The sequence below is a fragment of the Paenibacillus sp. 05T425 genome, from assembly GCF_056396205.1.
In genome coordinates, this window is sequence record NZ_JBFTLA010000005.1 from 28,799 (window position 1) to 54,858 (window position 26,060).

At 39.0% G+C, this 26,060-nt stretch carries 18 protein-coding genes; 4 read left to right on the top strand and 14 right to left on the bottom strand.

The window, feature by feature from the left end:
- Positions 1-202: 202 nt before the first annotated feature.
- Positions 203-622, bottom strand: coding sequence for a hypothetical protein (locus AC1DF0_RS11545; protein ID WP_477574009.1), 420 nt, complete (start codon positions 620-622; stop codon positions 203-205).
- Between the two features lie 1,000 nt (positions 623-1,622).
- Between AC1DF0_RS11545 and AC1DF0_RS11550 the strand changes: the two genes are divergently transcribed.
- The 4 genes from AC1DF0_RS11550 to AC1DF0_RS11565 all read left to right on the top strand — a co-directional run bounded on the left by AC1DF0_RS11550 (position 1,623) and on the right by AC1DF0_RS11565 (position 8,036).
- Positions 1,623-4,244, top strand: a complete 2,622-nt coding sequence (locus AC1DF0_RS11550) for a GH116 family glycosyl-hydrolase (protein WP_477574010.1) — start codon at positions 1,623-1,625, stop codon at positions 4,242-4,244.
- A 133-nt stretch (positions 4,245-4,377) separates the two neighbouring features.
- Positions 4,378-5,646, top strand: coding sequence for an ATP-binding protein (locus tag AC1DF0_RS11555; protein WP_477574386.1), 1,269 nt, complete (start codon positions 4,378-4,380; stop codon positions 5,644-5,646).
- 507 nt (positions 5,647-6,153) lie between these two features.
- Positions 6,154-7,644 carry a recombinase family protein gene (locus AC1DF0_RS11560; protein WP_477574011.1) on the top strand — a complete coding sequence of 497 codons (1,491 nt, stop codon included), beginning with the start codon at positions 6,154-6,156 and terminating at the stop codon, positions 7,642-7,644.
- 26 nt (positions 7,645-7,670) lie between these two features.
- Positions 7,671-8,036: a recombinase zinc ribbon domain-containing protein gene (locus tag AC1DF0_RS11565; RefSeq protein ID WP_477574012.1), complete on the top strand. Its 366-nt coding sequence runs from the start codon at positions 7,671-7,673 to the stop codon at positions 8,034-8,036.
- 228 nt (positions 8,037-8,264) lie between these two features.
- Here the strand turns inward: AC1DF0_RS11565 and AC1DF0_RS11570 are convergent, their stop codons facing one another.
- The 13 genes from AC1DF0_RS11570 to AC1DF0_RS11630 all read right to left on the bottom strand — a co-directional run bounded on the left by AC1DF0_RS11570 (position 8,265) and on the right by AC1DF0_RS11630 (position 26,017).
- Positions 8,265-9,314 (bottom strand): GIY-YIG nuclease family protein, encoded by a 1,050-nt coding sequence (locus AC1DF0_RS11570; RefSeq protein WP_477574013.1) that lies wholly within the window; start codon positions 9,312-9,314, stop codon positions 8,265-8,267.
- A gap of 55 nt (positions 9,315-9,369) precedes the next feature.
- A complete protein-coding gene (locus tag AC1DF0_RS11575) occupies positions 9,370-9,570 on the bottom strand; it encodes a DUF5659 domain-containing protein (RefSeq protein WP_477574014.1) in 201 nt (66 codons plus the stop codon).
- Positions 9,571-9,642: 72 nt separating this feature from the next.
- On the bottom strand, positions 9,643-10,041 hold the full coding sequence (locus AC1DF0_RS11580) for a hypothetical protein (RefSeq protein ID WP_477574015.1): 399 nt from the start codon (positions 10,039-10,041) through the stop codon (positions 9,643-9,645).
- A gap of 17 nt (positions 10,042-10,058) precedes the next feature.
- Entirely contained in the window at positions 10,059-11,504 is a 1,446-nt protein-coding gene (locus AC1DF0_RS11585; protein ID WP_477574016.1) for an N-acetylmuramoyl-L-alanine amidase, read from the bottom strand.
- Between the two features lie 63 nt (positions 11,505-11,567).
- On the bottom strand, positions 11,568-12,002 hold the full coding sequence (locus AC1DF0_RS11590; RefSeq protein WP_477574017.1) for a phage holin family protein: 435 nt from the start codon (positions 12,000-12,002) through the stop codon (positions 11,568-11,570).
- Positions 12,003-12,067: 65 nt separating this feature from the next.
- The gene (locus tag AC1DF0_RS11595) at positions 12,068-12,532 is read right to left on the bottom strand and encodes a hypothetical protein (protein WP_477574018.1); all 465 of its coding nucleotides are present in this window, start codon (positions 12,530-12,532) and stop codon (positions 12,068-12,070) included.
- 2 nt (positions 12,533-12,534) lie between these two features.
- Positions 12,535-13,218 carry a DUF4376 domain-containing protein gene (locus AC1DF0_RS11600; protein WP_477574019.1) on the bottom strand — a complete coding sequence of 228 codons (684 nt, stop codon included), beginning with the start codon at positions 13,216-13,218 and terminating at the stop codon, positions 12,535-12,537.
- A gap of 12 nt (positions 13,219-13,230) precedes the next feature.
- Positions 13,231-15,633, bottom strand: a complete 2,403-nt coding sequence (locus tag AC1DF0_RS11605; RefSeq protein WP_477574020.1) for an autotransporter outer membrane beta-barrel domain-containing protein — start codon at positions 15,631-15,633, stop codon at positions 13,231-13,233.
- 22 nt (positions 15,634-15,655) lie between these two features.
- Positions 15,656-17,140: a peptidase G2 autoproteolytic cleavage domain-containing protein gene (locus AC1DF0_RS11610; protein WP_477574021.1), complete on the bottom strand. Its 1,485-nt coding sequence runs from the start codon at positions 17,138-17,140 to the stop codon at positions 15,656-15,658.
- A gap of 9 nt (positions 17,141-17,149) precedes the next feature.
- A complete protein-coding gene (locus AC1DF0_RS11615) occupies positions 17,150-18,265 on the bottom strand; it encodes a hypothetical protein (RefSeq protein ID WP_477574022.1) in 1,116 nt (371 codons plus the stop codon).
- Positions 18,262-19,098, bottom strand: coding sequence for a hypothetical protein (locus AC1DF0_RS11620; protein ID WP_477574023.1), 837 nt, complete (start codon positions 19,096-19,098; stop codon positions 18,262-18,264). Before AC1DF0_RS11620 ends, AC1DF0_RS11615 begins: the two co-directional genes overlap by 4 nt.
- 20 nt (positions 19,099-19,118) lie before the next feature.
- Positions 19,119-20,135 (bottom strand): hypothetical protein, encoded by a 1,017-nt coding sequence (locus AC1DF0_RS11625; protein ID WP_477574024.1) that lies wholly within the window; start codon positions 20,133-20,135, stop codon positions 19,119-19,121.
- Positions 20,136-20,191: 56 nt separating this feature from the next.
- Entirely contained in the window at positions 20,192-26,017 is a 5,826-nt protein-coding gene (locus AC1DF0_RS11630; RefSeq protein WP_477574025.1) for a phage tail tape measure protein, read from the bottom strand.
- Between the last annotated feature and the right edge of the window lie 43 nt (positions 26,018-26,060).

Genomic DNA, 26,060 nt, shown 5'->3' on the forward strand with positions numbered 1-26,060 from the left:
CTTCATCTTTGTTAATGATGAATCAGGCTTTTCAATCAGCATTATTTTTTCTTCTGTCTCAGTATCAGTGATAGTTTTGGTACAAGCACTTAAGATCAAAACAAGGATAAGAATAAAAGCAACTTTTAAGTGTGGTCTCAAACTCTTGCTATTCAATATCAATCACTTCAATCACTTCCAATCAGATAGATCGTAAAGTGCGTCACTTCATCTCCTTGAAAAAAGATCCCGTCTCGCCGGCCAAATCATTTACTTTCTTTTCAAGTCCAAGCTCTTCCATCTGCTGTTTGGACCAATTAAAGCGTAGTAATTCAAAATCATGTACCTTCGTCGGCCCGTCGGTCCGACCAGCCATTTCCCAAACGGCAGCTTTTCTAGCAGACTGGTCAAACCGATCGCGCCTGCCACAACCAATGCAAACGTAATCAACGCGATAATAAGAGCGGTACGTGATTACCCCCGCCCAAAAACCGCCTGTCGAAGCGGCCCAGCCTGGCATTTTGTAATAGGACAGCCACAATAGCGCGCCGTACATCAGCACGAGCGCCATGGAAGCCCATGCAACCCGGTGGAAGGATCTCACTTCCGGATGAGGGAGCAGACGTTCCCGGAACGATGTCATCGCCTTGGAAAACAGCCGAAGGCTGCATCAGATTGGATCCGATAACCCCTTCCACCGCGATCCAGTAAATAATCGTCCAGCATAAAGGGGATAAACATTAGAGGAAGATGAACGAGGGTGTATATATAATATTAAAAAATTGTCAACTTAATCCATTTTATTGCTGCCGGGTATTTCCCATGTCGTCCGGTATCAAGCGTGGCACACAAACGAGCCTGCCGAAATGTTGGATCAATAGAAGATGTTGGGGCAAGCTCATATGCTTTCCCTAACATTTTCAATATATGAAATAAGCTAGAAAGTTGTAAGTGGAATGCCCTGGAAGCTCCCGTTCACTGCTTCAGCAAAGAGAGACATTCCAGCTATCCTGCTGCCGCTAGGAACAAGAGGGGCTATTGAGGGATTCATTGGATAGCCGTTTCCGTTAAACTGCGCGACATGATAGGCAGGCTGACCGCTGCCACCCCCGAATACTGGCATGATGATGTCATGCCAGCCATTGGACATGAGACTACTACTGATGATCGGCGGCTGAACGTGAATTTGGAGACAACGACGTAATCGCCGTCAGGATTGTCTTGTTTGAGTATAACGGCGCTGCAGCCGCCCGATCCGCATAACGTAGACCCCTTCAATTAGACAATGACTTCAGGCACCTGATCGCCATCGAGGTCGATGCGGTTGTAGTAGTAATTCAACTAATCTACACCTTGCGCAAGTCCGTAAAAGGTTGAGATTGTCTTCTCAAGCTTAACATCCTTCGTCCTTTCTGAAGGAACGGATTGAATGGAAGACAGGTCTACCTCTTGACGGGCATTTATTTTGCGCATCGTCAGAACATAAGTTGCTCCATTGTAATTATAAATGGTCGATGTTTCCTCGAGGCTTGTAATTCCACTTCACAACGGCCAATGCTTTGAAGTATGCTTGCACCATAGGAGACCATGCAACGATTATCTTCGAGATTGAAGAATCTAAACGTAACGCAGGAGGTCATAATATGAACTTTAGCGGCAAGTCATATCGCGGTAACTATACGAAGGAAATATCGTTCCCGCTCGGCGGAATCGGCACGGGGAGCATCGGCCTTGGCGGGAACGGAAGACTGATCGACTGGGAGATATTCAATCGCCCCAATAAACGAAGCTTCAACGGCTTCAGTCACTTTGCGGTGAAAGCAGAGCATGACGGCAAGTTGATAGACGCGAGAATATTGAATGGAGATCTTCAATCTCCATATATGGGAGAGCCTGTTCGCGGAGGCGCGTTTCACAGCGGATACGGCTTCGGCCCGGAGAGCCATACAATGGGGGGAATGCCGCATTTCGAGGATATGGTATTCGAAGGCGGATTCCCTCTAGCGCGACTCTCGTTCAATGATCAACGATTTCCGGGAAACGTAATCCTTCAAGCTTTCAACCCGTTCATTCCTCTGAACGATAAGGATTCCAGCATTCCATGTGCCATGTTCGAGATTGAATTCACTAATCCATTGCCTTATGATGTGACCTACACAGCTGCACTCACGATCTCCAATCCGAAGCCTACAGAGCAGATCGTTAACCGTTATCATTCCAAGGAAGGTATCCATCATCTGCAATTAGGCTCGGAGCAATACGGTCAAGATGATCCGTTGTTTGGCGACCTTACGATGGCCACCGACGAGACCAATGTCAGCTATCAGGAGTTTTGGTACCGGGGAGGCTGGAGCGACAATCTCGAAATGTATTGGCGGGATTTCGCCAAGCCCGGTCCGTTCATTAACCGGAATTATGCACCTGAGCAATCGCCTCATCCCCGTCACAAGGACAATGCTACGCTTTCGGCTCATGTAGAGCTACGTCCGGGGGAGACACGCAAAATTCGTTTCGTCCTGACCTGGAACTTCCCGAATATATACAATCATTGGAATGAAGAGCCGGTCAATCGCACCGTTTGGAAAAATTATTACGCCACTATATTTGAAGACTCTCTTGCCAGCGCCGATTACGTGCTCCGTAATTGGGAACGGTTGCTAGGTGATACGCTGCTTTTCCGGAAAGCGCTGTCATCGTCAACACTTCCGCCTGTCATTCTAGAGGCAGTAGAGGCTAATTTATCCGTATTGAAATCGCCAACTTGCCTTAGGTTGACGGACGGAGCATTTTACGGCTTCGAAGGCTGCATAGAGGACGTTGGCTGCTGCGAAGGTTCTTGCACGCATGTATGGAATTACGCTTATGCGCTCCCTTTCTTGTTTCCATCTCTCGAGCGCAGCATGCGTTCATTGGACTTCCGTTACAATAACCGAAACGACGGCAATATGGCGTTTCGTCTTATGCTTCCACTGGGTCGTCCTGCTGAGATGTTCCGCGCGTGCGTCGATGGACAAATGGGAGGCGTAATCAAAGCATACCGCGATTGGAAGCTATCCGGCGATAATGATTGGCTGGCATCTCATTGGAGCGCGATCAAGCAATCGATAGAATTCGCATGGTCGGAGCATAATCCGGACGGCTGGGACGCCAATAAGGACGGAGTGCTGGAGGGAAGACAGCATCATACCCTCGATATGGAATTGTTCGGGCCAAGCGCATGGCTGAACGGCTTCTATCTTGCCGCATTGAAAGCCGGCGCTGAAATGGCGGAGTATTTTGGCGAAGAGGCGAAAGCGAAGGAATACTTGGATTTGTTCCAACAGGGCAAAGCATGGGTCGACCAACATTTGTTTAACGGCAGCTACTATATGCAGCAGATCGACTTGAGAGAGCGTACATTGTTGGACAAATTCGATAGCGGACAATCCCTCTTCCAAGAAAGCGCGACTGCTGCTTACTGGAACGATGAAGTAGGCGAGATCAAATATCAAATCGGAGAAGGCTGCGGCATTGATCAGGTCGTCGCGCAATGGCATGCGAACTTATGCGGCCTTGGCGAAATATTCGATGGAGGACAAACAAAATCCGCCCTTAAATCACTTTTTCATCATAATTTCAAATCGATGCGCGATATTGCCAACCCGTGGCGCTTATTCTCACTTAATGACGAAGCGGGATTAGTCATTTGTACGTGGCCCGATGAAAAGAAGCGCCCTGTGGTTCCTTTAACGTATTCAACGGAAACGATGACCGGCTTCGAATACCAGGCTGCTTCGCATATGATACAGGTTGGCTTAATTGATGAAGGAATTGCGATCGTCGCATCAATTAGACATCGATATGACGGGGAGAAGCGTAATCCGTGGAATGAAATGGAGTGCGGAAGCAACTACGCGCGAGCGATGGCCAGCTATTCGTTGTTATTGTCATATAGCGGATTTCAATACGACTTAAGGCTAAATAGGATTGGATTTCATCCTGTCCAGATCGATAACGGCGAGTTCCGAACATTTTGGTCCGTTGACAGTGGATGGGGAGATTTCCATTTGGACAAATCCTTAGCTGTGCTGAGTGTTGCTGCCGGGAAGCTTGTCCTGCAAAGCTTCACGCTGCCTAACATGAACGAGTCAGTGAACTGCAAAGTGATATGGAACGAAGTGGAACAATCGTATGACGCGCCTAAAGGCGTGTTGACATTGCACGAACCGATCATCATACAGACAGGGATGTCATTCAGGATGGAGTGGGATCCAATTAATTTGTAAAAGTATGATTTCTATCTTGTACAAATGTGATATTATAGCGTTAGTAGTCATAGGACTTTAGTTCTAATTTTTTAATCGTTCGTATATAGAAAAGATGTAGGGGAGGATTTATCTTCTTACTATGATGAACGAAATGTTTATCCATGTTATTATCATTTTGTTTCCGATCTTTATAAACTCCTTCTTTTATACGAACAGACGTTTTACTAATCGCAATATCTATTACATATTAAATGGTTTATTATTCGGCCTATCATCCGTGCTATGTATGTCATTGACGATAACGATAACCGAAGGTTTCGAATGGGATTTACGATTGATTCCTATCTTGGTAGCGATATTATATGGCGGACGCAATTACTTGACGGGCATATCGGCTTCGATTGTCATGCTCCTCTACCGTGTCACTGTCGGCGGAGATGATATCGTCATCGCTCTTGTTTGTTTTCTTTGGTTCGCAGTGCCGTGTTTTTTGATTGCGAAGTCTTTCCTTAATTACTCTCCTAAGAAAAGGGTATACACGAGTATTGCCCTAACGCTCAATTCCAACGGAATGATTAGCGCGATATTACTTTATTACACGTCTGCTAATCAGATTGAGCTAACCTGGAAGTCGGATGGGGTTTTATATTTCCTTATTATTGGCGTGCTCGCACTGCTCAGCATCGTTGTTTCTTCGCTGCTCTATGAGAATATGATCGAGAGGAATGCCATGCGTCATGAATTGGAGCAAAGCGAGAAGCTGAAGATCGTCAGCCAATTGGCAGCGTCCGTAGCTCATGAGGTAAGGAATCCGCTAACCGTGGTGAAAGGTTTTCTTCAATTGTTCAAGGAAACCGCCGACGATAACAAAAAGAGATTTTTGCAAATCGCTCTTTCAGAGCTTGAGCGTGCCGAGTTCATTATTACCGATTACTTAAATCTTGCCAAGCCGCATGTCGAACATATGGAGAAAATACATGTGCCTAACTTTCTTCAGCATACGGTGGAAATGATGTATTCCTACGGCCTCATCAAAAATGTAGAGCTTAAACTCGTAATAGTCGAGGAAGAGCTATACATCATGGCTGATAAGACAAAGCTGTCGCAGGTTATCATTAATTTGATCAAGAACGGCGTGGAAGCAATTGCGGAATCGGGAACTGTGACGATCAGAGGCAAGAAGGATGGCGATTTGGGTCTGATCGAAATTGTCGATACAGGCATTGGTATGTCGGAGGAGATGATCGCGAATATCGGCACACCGTTCTTCACAACGAAGGAAAGCGGTACAGGTCTAGGAACGCTCATCTCCATCAGACTTGTAGAGGCAATGAGCGGGAAAATCAAATTCGCGAGCAGCCCTGGGGCGGGGACGAAGGTCACTTTATCTTTTCATTTATTAAGACACACCTTTTCATAAGCAAGCAAGCTCTCATGAAAAAAAACAGTCCGTTCCTCAAGGGATCGGACTGTTTTCATTTTGGTGTGGTTCTAATTGTCTCTTATTCAGGTATTCGTCTTAGTATCTGCCGAATACTCCACAACTGCAAGCTATGATTACTAACAGAATGAAGAGAACCAGGATCGTACCCGTGTTCGTGAAGGCACCGCCAACAAAACCGGACATTATTCATGCACCTCCTTGCGTTTTGAGTACACCATATCTTATGCATACTCAGCGGGAAGTGCTTGGGTGTTTGGCGGGGAGGCATATGACGGTATGGCAACTGTCACGACATGACGGTTGTACCTTATTATGCTGAGCGCTTCACAAACGTTGAGCGGTGTTTAGCCAAAGTGTTCGCCGCTATCCAGGTTGAATTGCCATTCGATGCCGAAGCGATCGCGCAAGCTGCCGTACAATTTGCTCCACCATATTCAATTACAGAAGCTCTTATGTTATCATAGAAAATGAGGTGAAAATATAGTGGATGAGTTAGTATGTATATTCAATAGGAAATCTAGATCTGATGGTGATACAGATACTACATTATTAAATCATCGCACCATTACAACCAAGCTATGTAAGAATATCGGAGTTAGATATACAAAGGAATCAATTTACGAAGAAATACTCTCTGGTGGTACAAAGTTTGAAGAGAGAACAGAATTACTGCGTATGCTCCGCGACATTGAGGCTGGTATGTATCATGCTGTCGTTGTAGTAGAATTACAACGCTTAGCAAGATCTGGGCATCTATCACAAATGATAGCAGATACACTCGAAAATGCAAATTGCTTAATTATAACTCCAACTCAAACATATGACCTACGCAACAAGGAACATAGATTGATGTATGACATGGTTTCTTCACTTGGTGTTTATGAGCTTAAAACTACCGACAATCGTATGCGAGAAGGTTATATAACCAAAGCCAAAGGTGGACATTACGTATCTGCTCAAGCACCATACGGCTATGATGCTGTGTGGGATGATCTTATCAAAAGGAAACATAGAACGCTTGTACCAAATGATAAGGCGAAGTATGCACAACTAATGTTTCAATTAGCAGACGAGGGGTATTCGCTTCGTGATATAAAACAGGAACTTGATGACAGAGGTATCAGGTCTGTATTCGGCAACAAATGGTATATCAGAACGATACAACACATATTAAACAACAAACAGTATCTAGGTATATTAGTTGTATCGCTAACAGATAAGTACACAAAGAAAGTTTCAGAAATTATTGAAACACATAACGCATTTCCAGCTTTAGTATCGGTAGAACAATTTATTCGAGTGCAACTTGCAATTAAAGGTCGTCTGAGTGGCGACATGGAAACTAGAACACGTTCAAGGGGTATGACTAGAACAATACTGAAGGACTTGGTTTACTGTAATGTGTGTAATAGAAAGATGGGATACACATCCAGTGCAAGACGACAAAATGTTCTTGTGGTTAAAAAATGTGAATGTGGCAATAGGGGGGTGCTAGAATCCACTCTTGCAGAGAGCTTTAATAAAGAATTAACTCTCGTTGAGAAATATTGGAGAGAAGAATGGGATAAAGTCCTAAATGGGAATAAAACTTCAAACACAAATAGTCTAGATGAGAAATTGATCGATTTGGAATCAAGTAAGATTAAACACTCAGCTAGACTAAAAAAATTATCAGAAAGTTTCCTTGATGGAATTTTTGAAAAAGAGGAGTTTCTAGAAAATAAAACGGCGATTGCTGATGAAATTGAGAAAATTGACAAGGCTATTTCAGAGGTTAAATCACAATTGGCTGCACAAGATACTGAGTCATTAAAATCTCAAATAGAAACAAGGTTCGAAACACTAGAAAAAATAAAGAATTCTACTGACATTAAGGAAATCAATCGTTTATTGAAACTCATCATTGAGCGCATTTTTTACCAAAGGGAGTCTGACAATATAAGTATAATGATTGCTCCAAAACTCCATGAATAAGATTTAGCGAGGTGATTAACATATACTTGTTTACTAAGAAAATAAAATGTACAGATTGTGGGAAAAACTTTAGAGGAGTCACAGAACGGGGAACTAAGCGATATATTTGCTCAGGGTATCATAATTACCGTATTTGCACTCGATGGAAAATTGACGAAGATCTACTTTTGGAACTTGCAAGGAATCATTACGAAATTGAGCTAATTAAAAGTGGCATCATCACAGTGGAGAAGAGAAAGCTATCCCAAAGCCCTCAAATCACCTTGGAAACGCTTTTGGGTCGTGTGGATAGAGTAGAGGCCAGTGCAAAGGATAAAGTGCTTAGAATTCAATTTAAAGACGGCACAGCTTCTATGTTATCACCTAACCATGATGCGTATTATATAGAATAAAAAAGCCTCCCTCTAGTGAATTTTCTGACAACTCCAATTTAGGATGACTGCGATTTCTGAAAAATTCATTTTTCATGATTTTTGAGTAATTTTAGGATGACAGTTTATCAAGATAAATCGATTATTAAACTACAAAATACTATGATGAATATGCCTAAATTTGAAAAAAATGGCACTATTGGTAGGGGGATTAGTCCGTCTACTTATAGTGCCAAATAATAAGAAATACTATGATGACAATATGCTATAAGTATCATCAGTGTAGTATATTTTTACTGTCTTCGATCTAACCTCAATGAAATCAACTAGATTCATATCAATAATATTACTATTAAAGTGTTTTTCGATAGCATCTAAAATTGCTTTTTCATGAATAATGAATCGCTCACAATCTGATGACTTGTTGTTATAACCCGAACAGATATATTTATTCTTTCCTCTTTCATTTATACCCCTGTAATTTTGTGAACAATCGAGACATCGAATAAGTCCACTGAGTAGGTATGGTTTATCTTTTTTACTGTTAGTATCTTTTGTTTTTACTATTTGCATATTTTCTGTGTAAAATTCCTCATTGTAATATTGGTCAATGCTTTGCTTAATAAATGATTTTTCTACATTAAATTGTTTCGAAACATTTCTTATAAACTGTGTATATAAATCAAATATGTATTCCGCAGTAATTTCTTCCTCTTCTGATGACATTGCTTTACTTTTTCTTCTTGCAGCCATTTCTTTGTCGGGAAAATAATTAATATAATTTTTAGATATATGTTTCCACGTTGACCCTGACTTAATAGCTGAGACGATGCCAATCGAATAGTCTTTTGCAATTGATCTGATAGTTTCTCCGCTGACGATTCTTTTACAGATACTTATTGCGTCTTTTTCTGTTATCTTGGCAAAGTGTGATTTCTCGCCAGAACTAATCCTACTCAGCCAAATTTTTTCTTTCTCAGTACGCTTTACTCCTAGACAGTTACCAGCCGTTGGGTTAATATTATATCCAATATTAATATCATAGCATGTCGTTAAATCCATATAGTGTTGCTCTCTATCGATGAGATTGTTTTTATCTTCAACAATCTCAATAATTTCAAACACAAAGTTTTCTTCTCCATATTCATGCCAAGCATTTTGAAGATTGCTATTATGATGATGTTTTGATTTTAATTCGCTTCTATGTGTTTTCCATCTTTGCTCAATATCTATGGAACTTCCTATGTATATTTTATTATTTACTTTATTTTGAATTTGATATATGCCGCATAATTTCATTGATTTTGCCTCCATATTGAATGATTATTATTTGAATGAAAGAAATAAAAAAGAACTACCGATAAAGATAGTTCTTATGTTCCCATATGAAATTATCAAATTCACCTATTTTAGTTCTCAACTCTTGTGAGTCATTGAAAATAAATACATTCATTTCTGAGTTAGGTTTATTCGATTTTTCAATTCCTTTTAATACAAACCCATGTAGTAATAGAAAGCCACAGACTTTCTGATTAAATACCACAAATTTCCTCATTGAAATCTCCCTTTAAAAAGTTTAATAGCCCCTAACTCATCAATTAAGATGAATTAGGGGCTATTTTTTATTTTATTTATTTTGCTTTTCTACGAATTTTATCGATTCATCTACGACGATTTGAATCAAGTTTTGCTCGGATTCTGAAGGCTGTACATCTAGAACCTTCAAAATCTTATCGATTGCAGCCAATGAAACGGAAGTTTTATCGTCACTTTCATCTAAGATGTCAGCAACATATTCAGAAACACTGTCGGCTATATCAAGTATACTTTGGATGGATTTTTCTGCGCTTCCAAGATCGGCAACATTTAAAAATGCCTCTACTATATGAATGGCTTTCGATGTGCCATCTTCAATTTTGTCTGCCAATTGAGTATTGAGTTTACCTTGACTTCGAACATATTTAATAACTGCGAACAGACCAATAATTGCAATTACTACGCTGCCAATTACATAAACATTTCCCATAATATCAACTCCATTTTTTATTTTTTAACACTTGCTCTTTTTTTGGATTGATCCCAACCAACGGCAGCTCCAAAGAACTCAGAGAGTTTTCTTAACTCAACCCATGTAACACCATTGGACAGATAAGCATCTATTTCTTTTGTCTTATCTCCGTTATAAGCATCAACTTTAATTTTTTCAGCCAATTCAAAATCCCCCTTCTGTGAATCACTTTCATCTTTAACAAATACTAAAATGGCATGATGGACTACACGTTCATTTGCTCCAGTATTTAATTTCTGATTTAGGCCGCCAGATTGATCTGCAAGAATTGTGCTGCCACCACCATCAAAATTTAATGCCCATACAGCATCGTGTGATTTAGCGTAAAGAGCCATCTCCTGTAAGGTTAAACCTTTATCGGAGTTCAGAACCCTACCATCTGCTATCCCTAAATGCAAATCACCTACAGAATCTATCCAGACAAAAGTTCGTTGACATTGACTTTTTGCGATATCGTCATTTACTTCTTGAATTGCAGAATACATGTTGTAAACAAGTTGACCATTTTCGATTAACAGGGGAGCACCTTGAACTAAAAAATCTTGCTTATCACTTTTATTGATTTGTCCTATGATTGGCTTTCCATCTATCACAGCAAATTCTTGCCATTTAAGCATCTTTCCATATGCTGCACTTATGACACTATCATTATCTTCTGTGTCACCAAGAGGTATGCCGTTATAGAAAAATGGAGCATTAAACCCGAAATCAGCACCATATTTCTTAACCAGTCCAGAAACCTTTGCTCCCTTTTCATAAACGAATTTATAGCGAACCTTTCCAGTTTCAAACTTAACATGGCGAACATCGGTAGCTGAKATTTTATAGTTGCCATCACATCGTTTTAGCACACCATTTTCAGCATATATACGTTCTTTTGCAACTTGAGGAATAGTTTTTGTTGGTTTAACAATTACAACTGGAGTCAATACGTTTTGCACTCTTTTTTTAAAGTCATCCCATCCAGTCCATTTACCTGAGTCATACATGAGTCTTGGGCATATCTTTCCTGACCAATCAAAATGTCGTCTCAGTCGATCTACACCCCAACCACGTTCCTTTAGCATTTTTGCAACCAACTGGACAGCATTCTCTAGAGTTTTCTGGTAGTTGCCACTTTCACAGATTTCAATTCCAATAGAAGTCCTGTTACCGCTAGTTAATGTACTACCGTCACCAGAATGCCAAGCATTTTCAGTTAGTGGCAAACACTCAATAGCTTGAATTTCATCTATGACAATGTGATAAGATGCCGTTCGGTTGTTAGTCGGATTTGTGAGCCAATCACGTTCATTCTGAGATGTGCTGGACGTATTTCCAGTGTTATGAATCGTAATAGTTGTCGCACTCATAGCTTGAGCAGGACGACGATTATTGGCCGTAGTTTTAGGAATGTGATTCACAACATATTTGTATGCCATATTGATATTTCCTTTCTTAAGTAGTACAATATTTTTGAGACAACCTCGTGCGCATCCTAGTGACTACGGAGTTGTCTTTTTCTGTTCTTCATCTGCTTCCCCAACTTTGTTCTTCATAGTTGCTATGAACTTATCGAAGTAGGCAGGGAGTTTGCCCATCTTCCGTCCATTCTCAACAATACTGACGAATTCCATTAAAATGAATGCTCCTGAGATGCCGTCTGTGAATACGCCATTACTTTTTAAAACATAAATCTCAATTAGAGCCACGCAGCCTATTAAAATAAGTGTGTGGATTTTCTTGAATAAACCCTTATAGCCCTTCTTGCTATTCAATTTTTCTCCTGTGTATACAGCAGTCATTAGACCACTGATAAAGTCTAGAATGTTCATGATTATCAACACAGCAAAAAATACTCCGAAATTCTCAGTTATAATTGAGAATATTCCAGTCAAAAAACCAATTACTACTTTTACGAAAACGTCAATTCTCTCCACTGTCATGACTCCTTTTAATTTCTTACATAGTTCTAAAAGGAGAGTGTTTGAGCACTCCCCATATTTTAAGTACCTTTTAGTAGAGCTTTTGCTAAATCTGATGGGCTAATGTCTCCATCGAGTTTGTCGGGAATTAAATCGACTCCAATATAACTATAGCCTTCATCAATAATCTCTGAACACATAAATCTGTTGCGCCTATCAAATCCAATGCTATTTTTAATCAGTCCAATCATCTTTAAACCAAGCCCTAACACGTAGAAATAGTCATATTTCGCATGGTATTTACTCATAACAAAATATAAAAGTTGCAGACGTTGCTCATCATTCAATTCAACATCTACAACTTTATATTTTTTATACTGATTTTTACGCACTTTTAGACGTTTCCATACGTCAGATTCTATTATGATGGAATGGTTATCATTCATAGATAAGCATATGTGGGAGTAATCTCCTTTTGATATCCATCTGATTAATACGGAAATTGGTGAAGACGATTTAACAAATATCAAACTACCAAGCGCCATAATTAATCAATCCAATTTACAGTCAGAATGTCTTCCCTTGTTGTCATAGCTAAGATGGCGTATTTCTTTGACCAATACTTTGTAATCTTAGATTGCTTATGTGTAAAGCTGTCTACGCAAACCTGAATGAATTCAGAAACAGTATGATTTTGAGGTACGCCATCTGTTTTCCATGAGATTATTGTTTCTGATGAGATCTGACCACCATTCACAAGGATAAGTGTTCCACTCAAATTACTTTGGGCTTCTTCGTCAAAGTTATAGTAGTGTGGTTCACCAAGAGCACTTGAATAGAACCCATTAAGGATTTCTTGATTGCAAAGATAATTTATCTGTTCTAATTTTTTAGTTCTCAATTCCTCTAAATCTACATTTTCTGTGTCCAATGAAAKGAATATTTCATTGGGGTTTGGCCTGTTGATAATAGATTCAATTAGATCCATTCTCTCCTCTGCTGATGGCAATGGTGGAATGTAATTAGGATTCATAAAGAAGCCTTGAAATGGCTCGTAACAATACTTACCCTCAACAATATCCTCTGGAAGCTCTACATCATATACAGTAACATTCTCCACCTGAACAAAAAGTGTCTCTGTTTGTGTTCCTCTGTCGACTAGGATTCCCGATTCAACAATTTCTGCTGTATTTGCAATATATACAATTACATCATTTTCAACCAAAATCATATTTTCACTTCCTTAATTATTGTGTGACATAATAAAGCCATCAGTGTACAATTCGGTTGTTGAAATTGGAACTCCAGCCAAACGATTAGTTCCCATATCGACTAATCCGATTAGCCCTGTGTTATCAAAATAATATTGTGAATCAAATTTCAAACCCGAATGTACTTTCGAAATTCCACTCAGAAGTACCTTATTACTTCCCTGATAAATTCCGTAAATGAAACCAGAACCATCATAGTTTGATATTGTTCCGTTGCTATTCAGCTTAACGATTCTTCCTGTTGTAGCTGTTCCTGTTACACTGTGCGTCCTAAACTCTTGATCAAGGTATGGGATTCTGAAATTTTTAAGACTTCGTAGTCCATAGAAGAATACCTCGGTCGCACTAATCGCAACACCTACTTTATAACCTTCCTTAACATTTGAAGTCAGATTTCCATATTCATCACAGTAAAATAAGGTTGTTGGTATAAGCCCTGTAAACCCTCCGACAATACTATTATTCAATGCAACTTTAACAGTGTCAGTTCCAACGGCCACAACAATACCTTGAGCATCTTGAACATCCGTCATTCCACCACCAAATGCCCCATTAACGACTGAATAAAAAGTTAAGTAACCAATATTCCCTGTTATGGCCTGCGGTACAATAAATTTACCTGCTGCGATTCTGACAACATCGCTCATGCTGTTTGTATTTGCAATGAAAGGTGCTGAATTTTGAGAAACTACCGACACAGTTGTGCCAGAAACATCTATTACAGTCCCTACTAGTAAAGTATATGATAGTCTTGAAACTACTAAAAATCGATTTGGATTTATGGGATCAATAAGCTCCAAATATGTGTCTGAAATGCTACTGGAGTTATACATTGTGGTAGTTGACTCAATTGTATTCGTATTGTAATTTATTACGTATGCGTGTGTTCCAACTACAGAAGATAGCGATCCAGAAGTCGTTAACAAAAATCGATTGGAATCTAATATCATTGCGTCCATTCCTCGTGCACCCGAAGCAATAGAGCCTAAATTTCCACCAGCACTAGTCAAAGTAATAAGATTATCTACACCGATACTATACTTATATACAAACAATGTTGAGCCTGTGATTGCAATAAATGTTGCGACAAAGTTTGATGCATCAATTTTAAATAACCTTAATCCTTCGAATCCAGATGCATAGCCACTACCTAGATTCGTTGTAGCAGTACTTGTAAATGTATTATCGGAGTTCTTAATACAGGTAAAAGCTCGATTGGTGTAAACAGGAGTAGAAGTTCCGTATTCAAATCCAATTACAAACTTATTAGTGTCCAAAGATAGTATCCTAAAATCTCGTGTTGAAATAGAAGTAGAGTACGAAGCAAGTAGTGCTGTAGTGACAAAACTGATAGAGCCATTAGAATAGTTAAATAGACTACCTTTTATTCCTTGTGATGTGCCCCCATCTCTATAAACAACAACAAACTGGGTTTGATTGATGAATTCTATTGCAGGATATTGAGCTGTTGTAGTTGTGGTTATGGCAATTGGTGTGGATGTGTAGACGTTTGCACCTATAATCTCAAAATATAGTACATTAAAAACTGAGCTGCTTTGGGCATAGGCTAAGATTCCTCTATCATCTGAAATCCTATATACGCGACTATAATTTGCGCTATTGAGCATTGTCCCCAAATTAGTTCCTTGTGGTGAGCCTGATATAAAAGTTGCAACCGTCTTCTTTGCTTTGCCATCAGTTGTAAACTCTACTAAATCATTAGGATTCAAAGTGCTTCCACTAGCTATAGGGTAATAGCCTGAAAATGAAGGTTCTGATTGATCACCTCCTTCACCCTGTAATTGAAAATTTCCCGTAGTCGTGTTGTATCGCAAAGTATATATTGCCCCTGTAACAAGAGCGCCTACTTTTAATTCAGCACCATTGGCTCTCCTAATAGCTCGTGCTCCCATGCTGTTTACATTAATCGTACAATTACCTGTATTTGCAGCATGGATCTTAACTGTTATGCAAAGCCCATCTGAATAAGATGTTGGAGCAGGTGAAAAGACAACTGTATATGCATTTGCTGTTCCACTCGTAGTTGCATAGCGATTATTTGCAACGGTGTGTAGGACATTCATATTTGCAATTTGAGTTGTATTTACAGTTGCAGTTGGTGTTGGAGCAGTTGGAGTTCCAGTAAATGCTGGCGATGCTGATGGAGCTTTGAGAAGGATATTCGTGAGCAATGAACTTACATCAGTAGACATTGTATTCCAATCACTTGCTGTAATCATGTATTCAGTTAAACTCGATGTTAATGTTGCTAGTTCAGTATTTTCCACTGTGGTTCTATCGTTTTTGGTGATTAGTACTTGATACCTTGCTGCATCAGTTCTGAATTGTGTTGTTTGTGGCAAATCGTACTTCATATATTATATTCACTTCCATAATTTATTTTATAAAAACCTCGATTATGTTCTCGGAAACACGTCTCATCACTCTGTACCCTGTGGTGTCTGAGGTTGCAATCCCTTCATCATTTGGAGAGCAATATCCATTTACCTCACAAGTACCATCATCTCTGCATAGCAATTTCCCCATCAATCCAATAGCATCCCATTCTGGCCTCACAATTCGTTCAACATAGGGTTCATTGGGATTCCACTCAGGATTTAGAATAGGTTGCCACTCTAAATGTTCAGGAAGAATGGTTTTTTCGATAGATTCGCCATCCACTTCAACTGATTCAATCACGGCGGGAATTGTGACATAATGATACTGAATTCTTCCCCAATTATCAGTCATATATTTTTGATTCCATCGTAGTCCACTTACATCTCCTATGATAGAAGGATTGGCAGATACGATTCCAAGGAGATACGAATCAGACGATGTAGCTTTCCTAATTTTGTTTCCTTCAAGAGTAACGAAATAGCCAACTCTATCTTCATCGTCCATGTTTCCATCTTCCCATTCGAATAGCTCTGCATAGTCTGCTCCTGTACTATTATAAGCACCATCAGCGTACATTTGACCACTTGAGAGTATCTTCGCAGCAAGACCTAACGAAGTGGGAGAAGTTCCATTTCCTAGATGCCAAGCGTAGTCATCAGTGGTAGCTCCATTTCTACCCATAATGACCGCTCCACTATGAATAGAACGAGTTGATTGACCCATAGCATACGAATACCAGCCACTTACAAGAGTAGAGTCATTCTGAGCGTTTGATGCGTATCCACTAAAGCCATTATTACGACTAATCAACATAACTGGCATATTATTGCTCAGATTTGCTACATTACTAAGAACTATGGTAGCTCCACTCACAGATTGAACATTTCCTAGATTTGTTCCATTCCACATTAGTTGATCCCCAACGACAAAACTATGTGAAGATGTAGGAAGCAATACTTCTCTAGTTGTGGCATTTACACTTGTGATCACCTCGAAGTATCCAACGAAGGCTAATCTTCCTAAAGCAAATGCATATGTCCCTGTGCCAATAGACCACTCTCCTGCTGAGAAAGAGGCATAACCATGAGAGTAAGTGTTATTACCTATCGCCATAGATGTTGTATTTGTGGCTAGAGTATTTCGTCCACCTACAAAGGAATAGTCTCCCGTTGCGTTACCATTAGTAAACATATCTTTACCCTTCTTAAATTTGACGACCAAGTTACTCATTGAGCCATTAATAGCCTCTAGAATTACTTGATTACCAACAGCTAGTGGCTGACCTGATTTATTTAGCACGTTTGGTATGACATTATTTGCACCTTGCAGTTGTACAGATACTACACCGACTCCAACACTAGTGACTGTGGCCGAATAGTTCTTACTATTCTTCAACTCGCTCATTTTTAGTTGGACTCGCTCATCTATAATCTCAAGCATGTTTTTCACTGTTTCTGGACTTGTAAAATCAAGTTCGCTCATTATTCACCTCTATTCGAGTGGTCTTGTTTTCCACACGTCTAATTGCATTTCTGATCCTGCATCAAGTGTAAGGTTTATTCCGCTCACAATATATCTATCTCTTTTCAAATCGTTACCTTCGTCTTCAATCGTTATAATGTCTCCGCAATCTAAGTGGTAGAGTGGGACAGAAGTTAAACTGGTTGATTCTTGAATCATCGTTTGCTTCTTTAATTCATACTCTGCTCTTTGTGTTGCCAAACTAGAACTGAAAATTATATCATCCTCAATGACTGCTACTCTGTTGCCAATAAGGTTGACATTTGTGGATGAAAATAAGTAAGTGTCATTTGCAATGCCTGTTACCTGAGATCCGTTGATATTGTCTCCATAGACATAAATGCTGTTTCTGACCTTTGTGTAATCAAACTTTCTACTTGAACCCAAATAAGTTGATTCGTTGGTTGAATAATCCCATGAAGATTCCTTCTTCTGATCATCATAAACAGGCTGAAAACGGAAATGACCATTCTTATCAAAGTAGCATTCATACGATATCATTTCAGCTAGTTTGATTAGCATATCTCCAATGTTATCTCCCCTGTTTAATGTGAGAGTATACGGAGATGTAATGGTTGTGGGAACAATAATAGGGGCTTTTACATCGATCATGACGGAGACAATAATTGCTCGTACAGCTTCCCCAATGTTTGTTCCGACTGGGATTATGTAGTCGGCAGGAAGAGTACCTAGTAATGTGCCATCAACATAGCTCCATTTATCCTCTAAACTGAGCGTTGTTGTTGTCTCCGTCATGAAACTTGCTGTTTCAGGCTGACTAAGACAAAACACACCGTTCGAAAACAAATAAGGCTCTTCATTTACCACTAGTCCGCTTGAAATTCTGAATTTACTATTAAGCCAAATGAGTCCGTTCTTTTTAGGTGTGTATTTGTTGTCAAAGTTCTGAAGCGTGATACTTGCGCTACGTCTTGCACCATTTTGAAGGTTAATATTTATTGATCCATCTAGCATATCTTCTGTGATATCCCTGATAACATTTTCATTTTTATCAAGTAATTCAAGCTTAATGACCACTTTGGAATTGTCGGATCTTAATTGACTTAAGTAATTGGAATACGTCAATCAACATCACCAACTTGAGTCCATTTGAAGCTGATTGTATATGGCTGAACCTGAACATTATCCATGTACTTGTATGAGAAATCAGATGTCTGAACTCTAAACAAATCCCCAGAAGTATTCTTAAGAATTTTTGTTGTACCATCTGAAATGAACGCCTCGATTTCACGCAATGTATCACTGGTAAAATGTACAGATGCGCCATTATAGGTATATGGAATAGTACTTAAGCCACCAGTTCTATATTTCCTCTTCCCTGTTCTTTGAATCGGGAATTGAGAATACCCTTCGAACAGCTTGATGTCAACATTCAGTGCGATACTTTCACTTTCAATTTCCATGTCGAATTTATATATTTTTGTACTGTCTTCATCAGTTAAAAACCATCCATAAAAATCAGACTGTGCGATACTGGTAAGAGGACTGCCTTCTTTGCCTGTAGTGGTAATAGGAATAACCTGATACTCGTAATTCTTATGATTTGCTTGAGTGTAATCCACATAAGTTGTTTGATCAGCACCCAATTCGTTAAGTAAGATTGGAGCAAAACTAGAAACAGGTCTACGCATGACCTTCCACTTAACAATAGGATCATTTACGGATGCATAGTTACCTGCTGCTAGGGTATCCTCGAAGTTTGCAAGGAAGATTGTAAATGAACCAAATGTCTCTTCTGTAACAATATCTAGAACTTCCTGATTCGTTAGCTCCTTATTTCTGAGGTGTAAACCATCAAACGCAACTACACCTTTTATGTTTACTCGGTCATATGTTCTTTTGGGGAATTGAACAAATTTCGTAACAGGAGTTGTTGTGAGAATGTCAGATAAGAACATGAGCTATAACCCCCTTTCATTTATTGAATGTAAGCAGTATCGGTGACCGTTTTGATAATCACTCTGTTTGAGACAATTGCAAGCTTGAGGAATCCTGCGAAAACGCCACCCACTGGAATGGAATAAACAGTCTCCCCATTGCTTCGGATATAGAAGCGAGCAGAACTAAATAGATATCCGACAGCAAATTCATCATTTCCAAGAGTTACAATGTCTCCTGAGAATGGTGGATCAAATTTACACCATAGGTTTAGCGTAAAACCTTCAGGTACATATTTTCTGTATGTAATCTTACTATCACTGTAGAGTTGTACACCTTTATTGAACTTGCCTGTTACATATGAATATGACCCGGAAACTTCAGCTTGTGTTTCATCTACAGTTGACCAAGACAGATTTACTGTTCCATCGTTATTGTTAGGCTCTGTTTGCAATATGTTTAGCGCGTCAGGAGCAACAAACACAACGCTAAACGACTTCTTACCTGAAGTCCCTATAAGTCCATATTGGCTTTCAGTGATACATTCAACCTTGTATGATGTATTGTTATTAAAGCCATCGAACTTGTAGGAAAGGTCGTATCCATATAACCAGTCTGTTGAATCCAAAATAATATCAGCACTGTTATAAAGGATAAACTTATATTTAAAGTATGGAATATTCTGAGCCTGAGTATAGGTTGCATTGAAAGTTGCAGACGTAGTAGTTATTGTTGATGCAACTGTCATCGTGATAACTGGTGTCGTATTCGTCTTAAAGAAATAGAATTCACTTAAAACACTCTGGCTACCACTGAATACTTCAAGCTGATATTTGTATTCGTTTGGATTTGTTAAGGTGTTAGCAGGTAGAGTGTGCTTTGATACAGTAGAGGTAAGTTTAGTTGAATCGTACACTTGGGCAGAAGTAGTATTTAGATAAATTTTCAGTCTGTAGTGAGATTGACTATCTCCGCGATTTAACCAAGTGAAATCAAAGGCTTTCGTTGCATCGAGCGCAATAGTATCTGGTTTTAATTGTGCTGGAGAGAACAGCATTTGAATTCTCCTTTCTCCAATAGAAAGAGGGTGACATTAATTCACCCTCAATATTATTAGTATTTATTTTTGTACTGAAGCCAAAGATTCTTAACGAAACCTTGTGCATCATTCGCTTTTACTAAAACGTCACCATGAATGGTTAGATGCTGTGATGAATCGACAGAGGAAGTCGCAGGTGATAGTCCAGCAAAGTTAGGCTGTCTAGGTGTCATAGCGTTCAAGAAGTTATGAACCATATTTTCTGGATTCTTTATTACTGCCTCACCATTAAGCAGCTTTGCAATTTTCTCGTTGTTCTTCAGGCCGAATTTCGATGAAAGCCAAGATGAAATGGATTGATTATCACCGACGATCCCTTCATTTAAGCCAGTATGGAACTTAGGTAAACTCACACTGCTTTTGGATGAAGATGAAGAAGCACTCTTAGTTGTACTTGTAGAAGCTTTAACAGTAACTTCAGCCTCAGAGTAACCACGAAGACTATTGTACATCTTTTCTGCCTCAGCGAGCTTAGCTCGAAGCACCACTAAGATTTCATCCCACTTGTTACCATAAGTAGTTTTCAAGGTGTCAAGATAAGTGGCAGCAAGCAAATCCATGTTCTTATAGTGAAGTTCAAAGTCTTCCTGCTCTTGAGTAAAGATTGCTTCACGATGCTTAATCTCATCTTCAATTTCCTTCTTACGCTGCTCTAGCTTCTCTATCTGAGCTTCACGATTGCGTTGTTTCTGCCACTCAAGGTAAGACTCTTCTTGACTCTTAAGATCATCTAGTACGGATTCGAGATTATCTTTACGTTCCTGTTCAAAATCCTTTTCCATATCTGCAATTTCTTCTTGGAGGTCTTGAATTTTACGAGGATCAGCAACCCATTCCCATTCACCTACACCATCACCATTACTATCTTGGAATATACGAACGTTTTTCTCAGATTGAACAGTTTGAAGTTCTTGTTGTTTCTTTAGGAGTTCATTCTGATACTCAATTTCACGTTTCTTGAGTTCTTCAATTCCAAGCTGCTTAGCCATTTCATTACTAATGGAGGATAGTGTCCCATTTTGCAGTATAGCTGCGACTTGATTGAGACGAGAAATTTCATTGATGTATTCATTACGCTCAGCAATTTGATCCTCTAGTTCCCATTTTCTACGAAGCAACTCAATTTGCTCATCGATTGCATCTAATTCTATTTGTCTTTCCTTTTTGAGTTTCTTTAACGTTTCCTCATGCTGATCTAGATAAAATTGGGCAACCTTTTTCTKAGCTTCGATGACTTCATCTGCTGTAGTCTTTGCTGAGTCAATTACAGCTTTCTGGTTATCCTTGAGTGCCTTAGTAGTATTAACAATCCAAGTTTCAAGTTCCCACCATGAGTCAGAGTTTTCGTTGATCATAGTGGTAAGTTTAGCATAGAGTGGATCAGTTTCTTTTAGGCCACTACGTTGCTTCCTAAGTGCGTCATTGTCACTATGAAGCTGATCTTGCCAATCCTTACGAATATCGATTTGCTTTTCTGTCTCAGCAATGTACGCCTTAGTTCCTTCTTCGGTGTATCGCATTTGGGAACGTTCAGACTTGGTGATGTCATTTTGGAACTTATCGTAGGATTCAGCTAACGCTTCAAGCTTCCTGACCTCATTTTCGTAAGAAAGTTGTTTATTTGAGTTACCTAGATCGACAATAGCAGACTTATTTTCTCGAATGGCATTGGTGTACTGAGATAATTGATCGTAAAGTGCCTGTAGTGATTCTTGAGCAGAACCAGTAGATAAGGAATTTTTCAGATTGATAAACGACTGTGTAGCTTCTCCATTAGCATCAATCCAATTAGACATGTCATACTTGCCAGACATGAGTTTACTGCGCTCTTTAAGCAGAGTGGTGTTTGCCTCTTCAAGAAGAGTGACTTCTTTCTTTTGTGAAGCAATGAGTGAAGTCGTATGCTTCATCTGAGTGGCAAGGGATGAGTTTGAATCGATTGAGCTAGATAGAGTTTCGTTTAGCTTAGATTGGGCAACAGCTTGAGCATTGATGGCGTTGATACGTGCTTCTGTGGCATCTTGGAGTTTTGGATCGTCTTTTTTTTCAGTTTTATCCTTCTTATTACTTCCACCTCCAAACGAACTAAGAGGTTGAGAAAGTGCAGTGATCAAAGCTTTGATTCTGTTCGCTTCTTGTTCCGCTGCCTCAATTTCTTTTGCATATACATTTCCTAGCAAAATATCTTGAGTAGAAAAAGATCCACCTTGATTAAGTTTCTCGTAATAATCCTTATACAATAACCTTTTAGCTTCTAACTCTGATCTTGTGTTTTCTACTGCATCAAGAGAATTTTGAAGTTCAGCAATGCGAGTACTTTTTTCAATTTCAGCAACTTCCTTTAAGAGTTCACCTTTTTTAAAAGTGAAATCATTTGTCTCGGATAGATATTTTGACAATGTAGGATATTTAGAAATTAAATCATAAACTGCATCAGATGATAGTTGTTCACCTTTTGATAAAGTATCGTAAGAAGAAGAAAGAGAACCCAGTGATGAAATTGTGTCTTCAACTGATTTATTCAACTCTTCTTGTGATACCCGTGCACCTTCAGTTGATATAGCATTATCTTCGAATTCGGTTTGTAATTGATTAAGAGATGAAAGCAGGCTTCCGTCAAATTTAATTGAGGGCAGTTGCTTAATTTCATTGATTACATCAGAGAAATTTTTACTATCAGCACCCTTTAGGATTTCAGTAACACCATTCATGGCTTCAGTGTACTTATCTAACGGCTGCGAATTAAATAGGTCGCTTATTTTAGTAAAAGTATCTGTTTGTTCTTGGTTAAATTGTGCTTGAGCTATTGTAGAATCATGAATTCTTTGTTTTTTTAAACTCTCAAGATCATTAATATTGTCAACTAACGGTTTTATATCATCAATTTTTTTCTTAACTGAATCTAAAGCGTTTGCCCATTCTTGAGATGTTTCAGGAATCAACTTTTGACCAGCAAATACTTCTGAACTTCTTTTTTGTATTTGTTCGTATATCTCGTTGAGTTCTTTATAGTACTCAGTGATATTTAAATCACCAAATCCTGCATCTCCGCCGATTGAGTATTGCTGATTCCCTTTTACACCAATTTCCGATTGAACAGAGGATTTGTATCCAAGTGATGGATTACTATATTTTCTTTCATTTAAAACATCCACACTAAATTGTGAATCGGCTATTTGATTATCAAGTTGCTTAAGTTTAATTTCGTCAAGTTTTTTAATCTGCTCGTCATATTTACCGTTGACTAGATCTATTCCTGCTGCTTCTTTTCCGTATGTATCTATCAAATTGTTTTGTATTTCGTAAAGTTTCTCTTTTACATCGGAATCTGTCTTAACAGCCAAGTAGTTTTGATTATAATACTTAATTGATTGTCTTAATTCTTCTGATTGTTCTTTGTGTGCTTTAGCCGAGTCCTTAAGGACGTCATTTGACTTTCCAACTGCTCCGAAGAACGAAGTAATCGCCCAAGTAAGGCCAGTGATCACAGCAATAGGAATGATTGCAGTCCCTAATGAAATAAATGAAGCTGTAAGTGCTTTTGTGCTCACTGAAAGTACTCTCATACCTACAGCCGCCATACCTGAAGAAGAATACAGCGTATGAAAGGAAAGTGTAAGGCCGCGGATGCTTGTATACAAAGGTGTAAATCCAGTTCTAGAGAGAATTAAGAACGATGCAGTAAGCACTCCTATTGTAGTAGGTAGAAGGCCAATAGTGTATGTAATACCATCAAACACTCTAACTATAGTTGTGCCAGTGTCAATTAATGACTTTAATGTGCTTGAATCAATTGCTTTTTGCCAGAATGCAGTAACGCTATTACGGAAGACCGATATTTTTGCAGCCATTGAGTCCATATATACGGCATTCTCAATAGCAGCAGAGCCCGATGCATCCAATGCATATGCTAATGATTTCTCAGCATCAGCCCAGTTGTCGAGCAGGGAAGTAACGATATTACCTTGCCTCTTGCCCGCAATAAGCTCAGTAATATCAGCTTTTTCAAAATCAGTTAGAGTAGAACTCCATACTGTCGATAAATCCTTCATGATTTGATATGTGGATTTAAAGGTATTATCGTTCTTCTTAAGTGACAAACCTAGACTATTAAACTTTTCCTCAAGCGATGGAATAAGTCCTCCCAAATCTTCTCCGTCTTCGCTGATACCCCTTATACGCATAGAAACTGTTTTTAAGGCTGTACCCACAGAAACTGGGTCTTGAAGCGTGGAATTCGCCGCTGTGACGAGTGCTACAGCTTCTTCAATCGTATTACCAGATGCGCTTAAGCTTGAAGCCGAACGCCGCAAAGCTTCTCCAATACCCGCCGAACTAATTGCGAAGTTGTTACCTACTTCGTTGTATATGTCAACTATTTTTCGGATATTCTTTCCTTCAGCATCCACCTCAATACTAAAACCTTTAATAGCAGAGATGAGTGCTTTACTGGCATCTTCTGCTCCCATGTCCCCAACGTTAGCATAAATTGTAGTTTCAGCAGCAAGCGATTTTGCTTGTTGCATTGAGTATCCTAGTCTCGCCCACTCTGTAGTAGCAGTAACTACATCCTTAGTTAATGCACCTAATGAAGAACCAGTTCTATTGGCCTCAATAAGAAATTCTTGATATTGTTCAGCCGTTGCGTCTGTAACTTTCATTAAGTTCGTCAATGCTGTATCTAGATCATAGATATCTCTTATACCTGATTGGATAGCACGTAGTGGGGCATAGAATGCTGTAGTAGCAACCATCCAAATCGGGAATTTCTGGAATGCAGTTTTCAACGCTGCACCAAATGACAAAGTATGGCTTGCGGCTGTTTGAGCGCTAGCTCCAATTCTACTTATCTCATGTTGTATCCTTGATGCTTCTGCTCGATAGTTAGAAGTTGAGGTGCTTAGATTATTTAATTGACTCAAGAGACTCTTTAAACCATTTGAATCAATATTAGCCCCATATCTTCTCATGAGATTCGCAACTTGAACTTCAGCGGATCTTTGTATTTTAATCAGATTCTCAGTATCTTTTTTTTGACTTTCTAGATTTCTTTTATTATTTTGATATTGTCTAGTCTGATTGGCTGTTAAATCATTTGAGACTTTTTTCATTTCATTGTATTTATCAATTACTTTTTGAATATCAGAAAGACTCTTTGAATTATTGGTTGCTTTGGCTAGTTCTTGAAGTTTACTGGTAGACAGTTGCCCTACTTGTGCTAATTCGAGAATCTTTTTTCTTAAATCCTCTTTTGCAACTTTTAATTTTTCAGTTTCTTCGCGCTCTCGCTTCAAGTTGGTAGTAGTAGAAGAGTTTACTAATGTTTTTCCATCAGATTCAAGCTTAGTATTTGTTACAGTATAACCTTTTGATTGTTTAATATTAAAACCAGAAATTGCCCCTGCTTTGTTTTTTAATACCTTAATCGAATCTAACTCGACACTATTGAGTTTCTGTACACTATCCTTTAATTTAGTTGCAGCTAAAGTCTCATCTTGCATGGCCTTTTTATTTGCGTCATGTGTAATTTTTGTTTTTGTTAATATTTCGCCATTCTTTTGAATGGTAGTAGTAACAGTTTTTACTGTACCATCAAGATTCTTAAAAACCTCTTGAGTTTGATTAACTGCTTTACTTTGATCATCAGCAATTTTTTTTAGCTTTCCAGCAGCAGAAATGAATTGATTAATTGACTGCGTAAACTTTTGATCAATATCAATTTTTAGTTTTATCTTTTGAAGCGAAGGGTGTTTTTCTATTGCACGAATTGACTCGTTGAGGTCTTTAATTGCTTTTCCTTGATTAAGTGCACTTGATATTAAAATACGAATATCATTCATCTTTGTAAGTCTTACCTCCTTTGTAGACAGCAAAAAAGAGCAG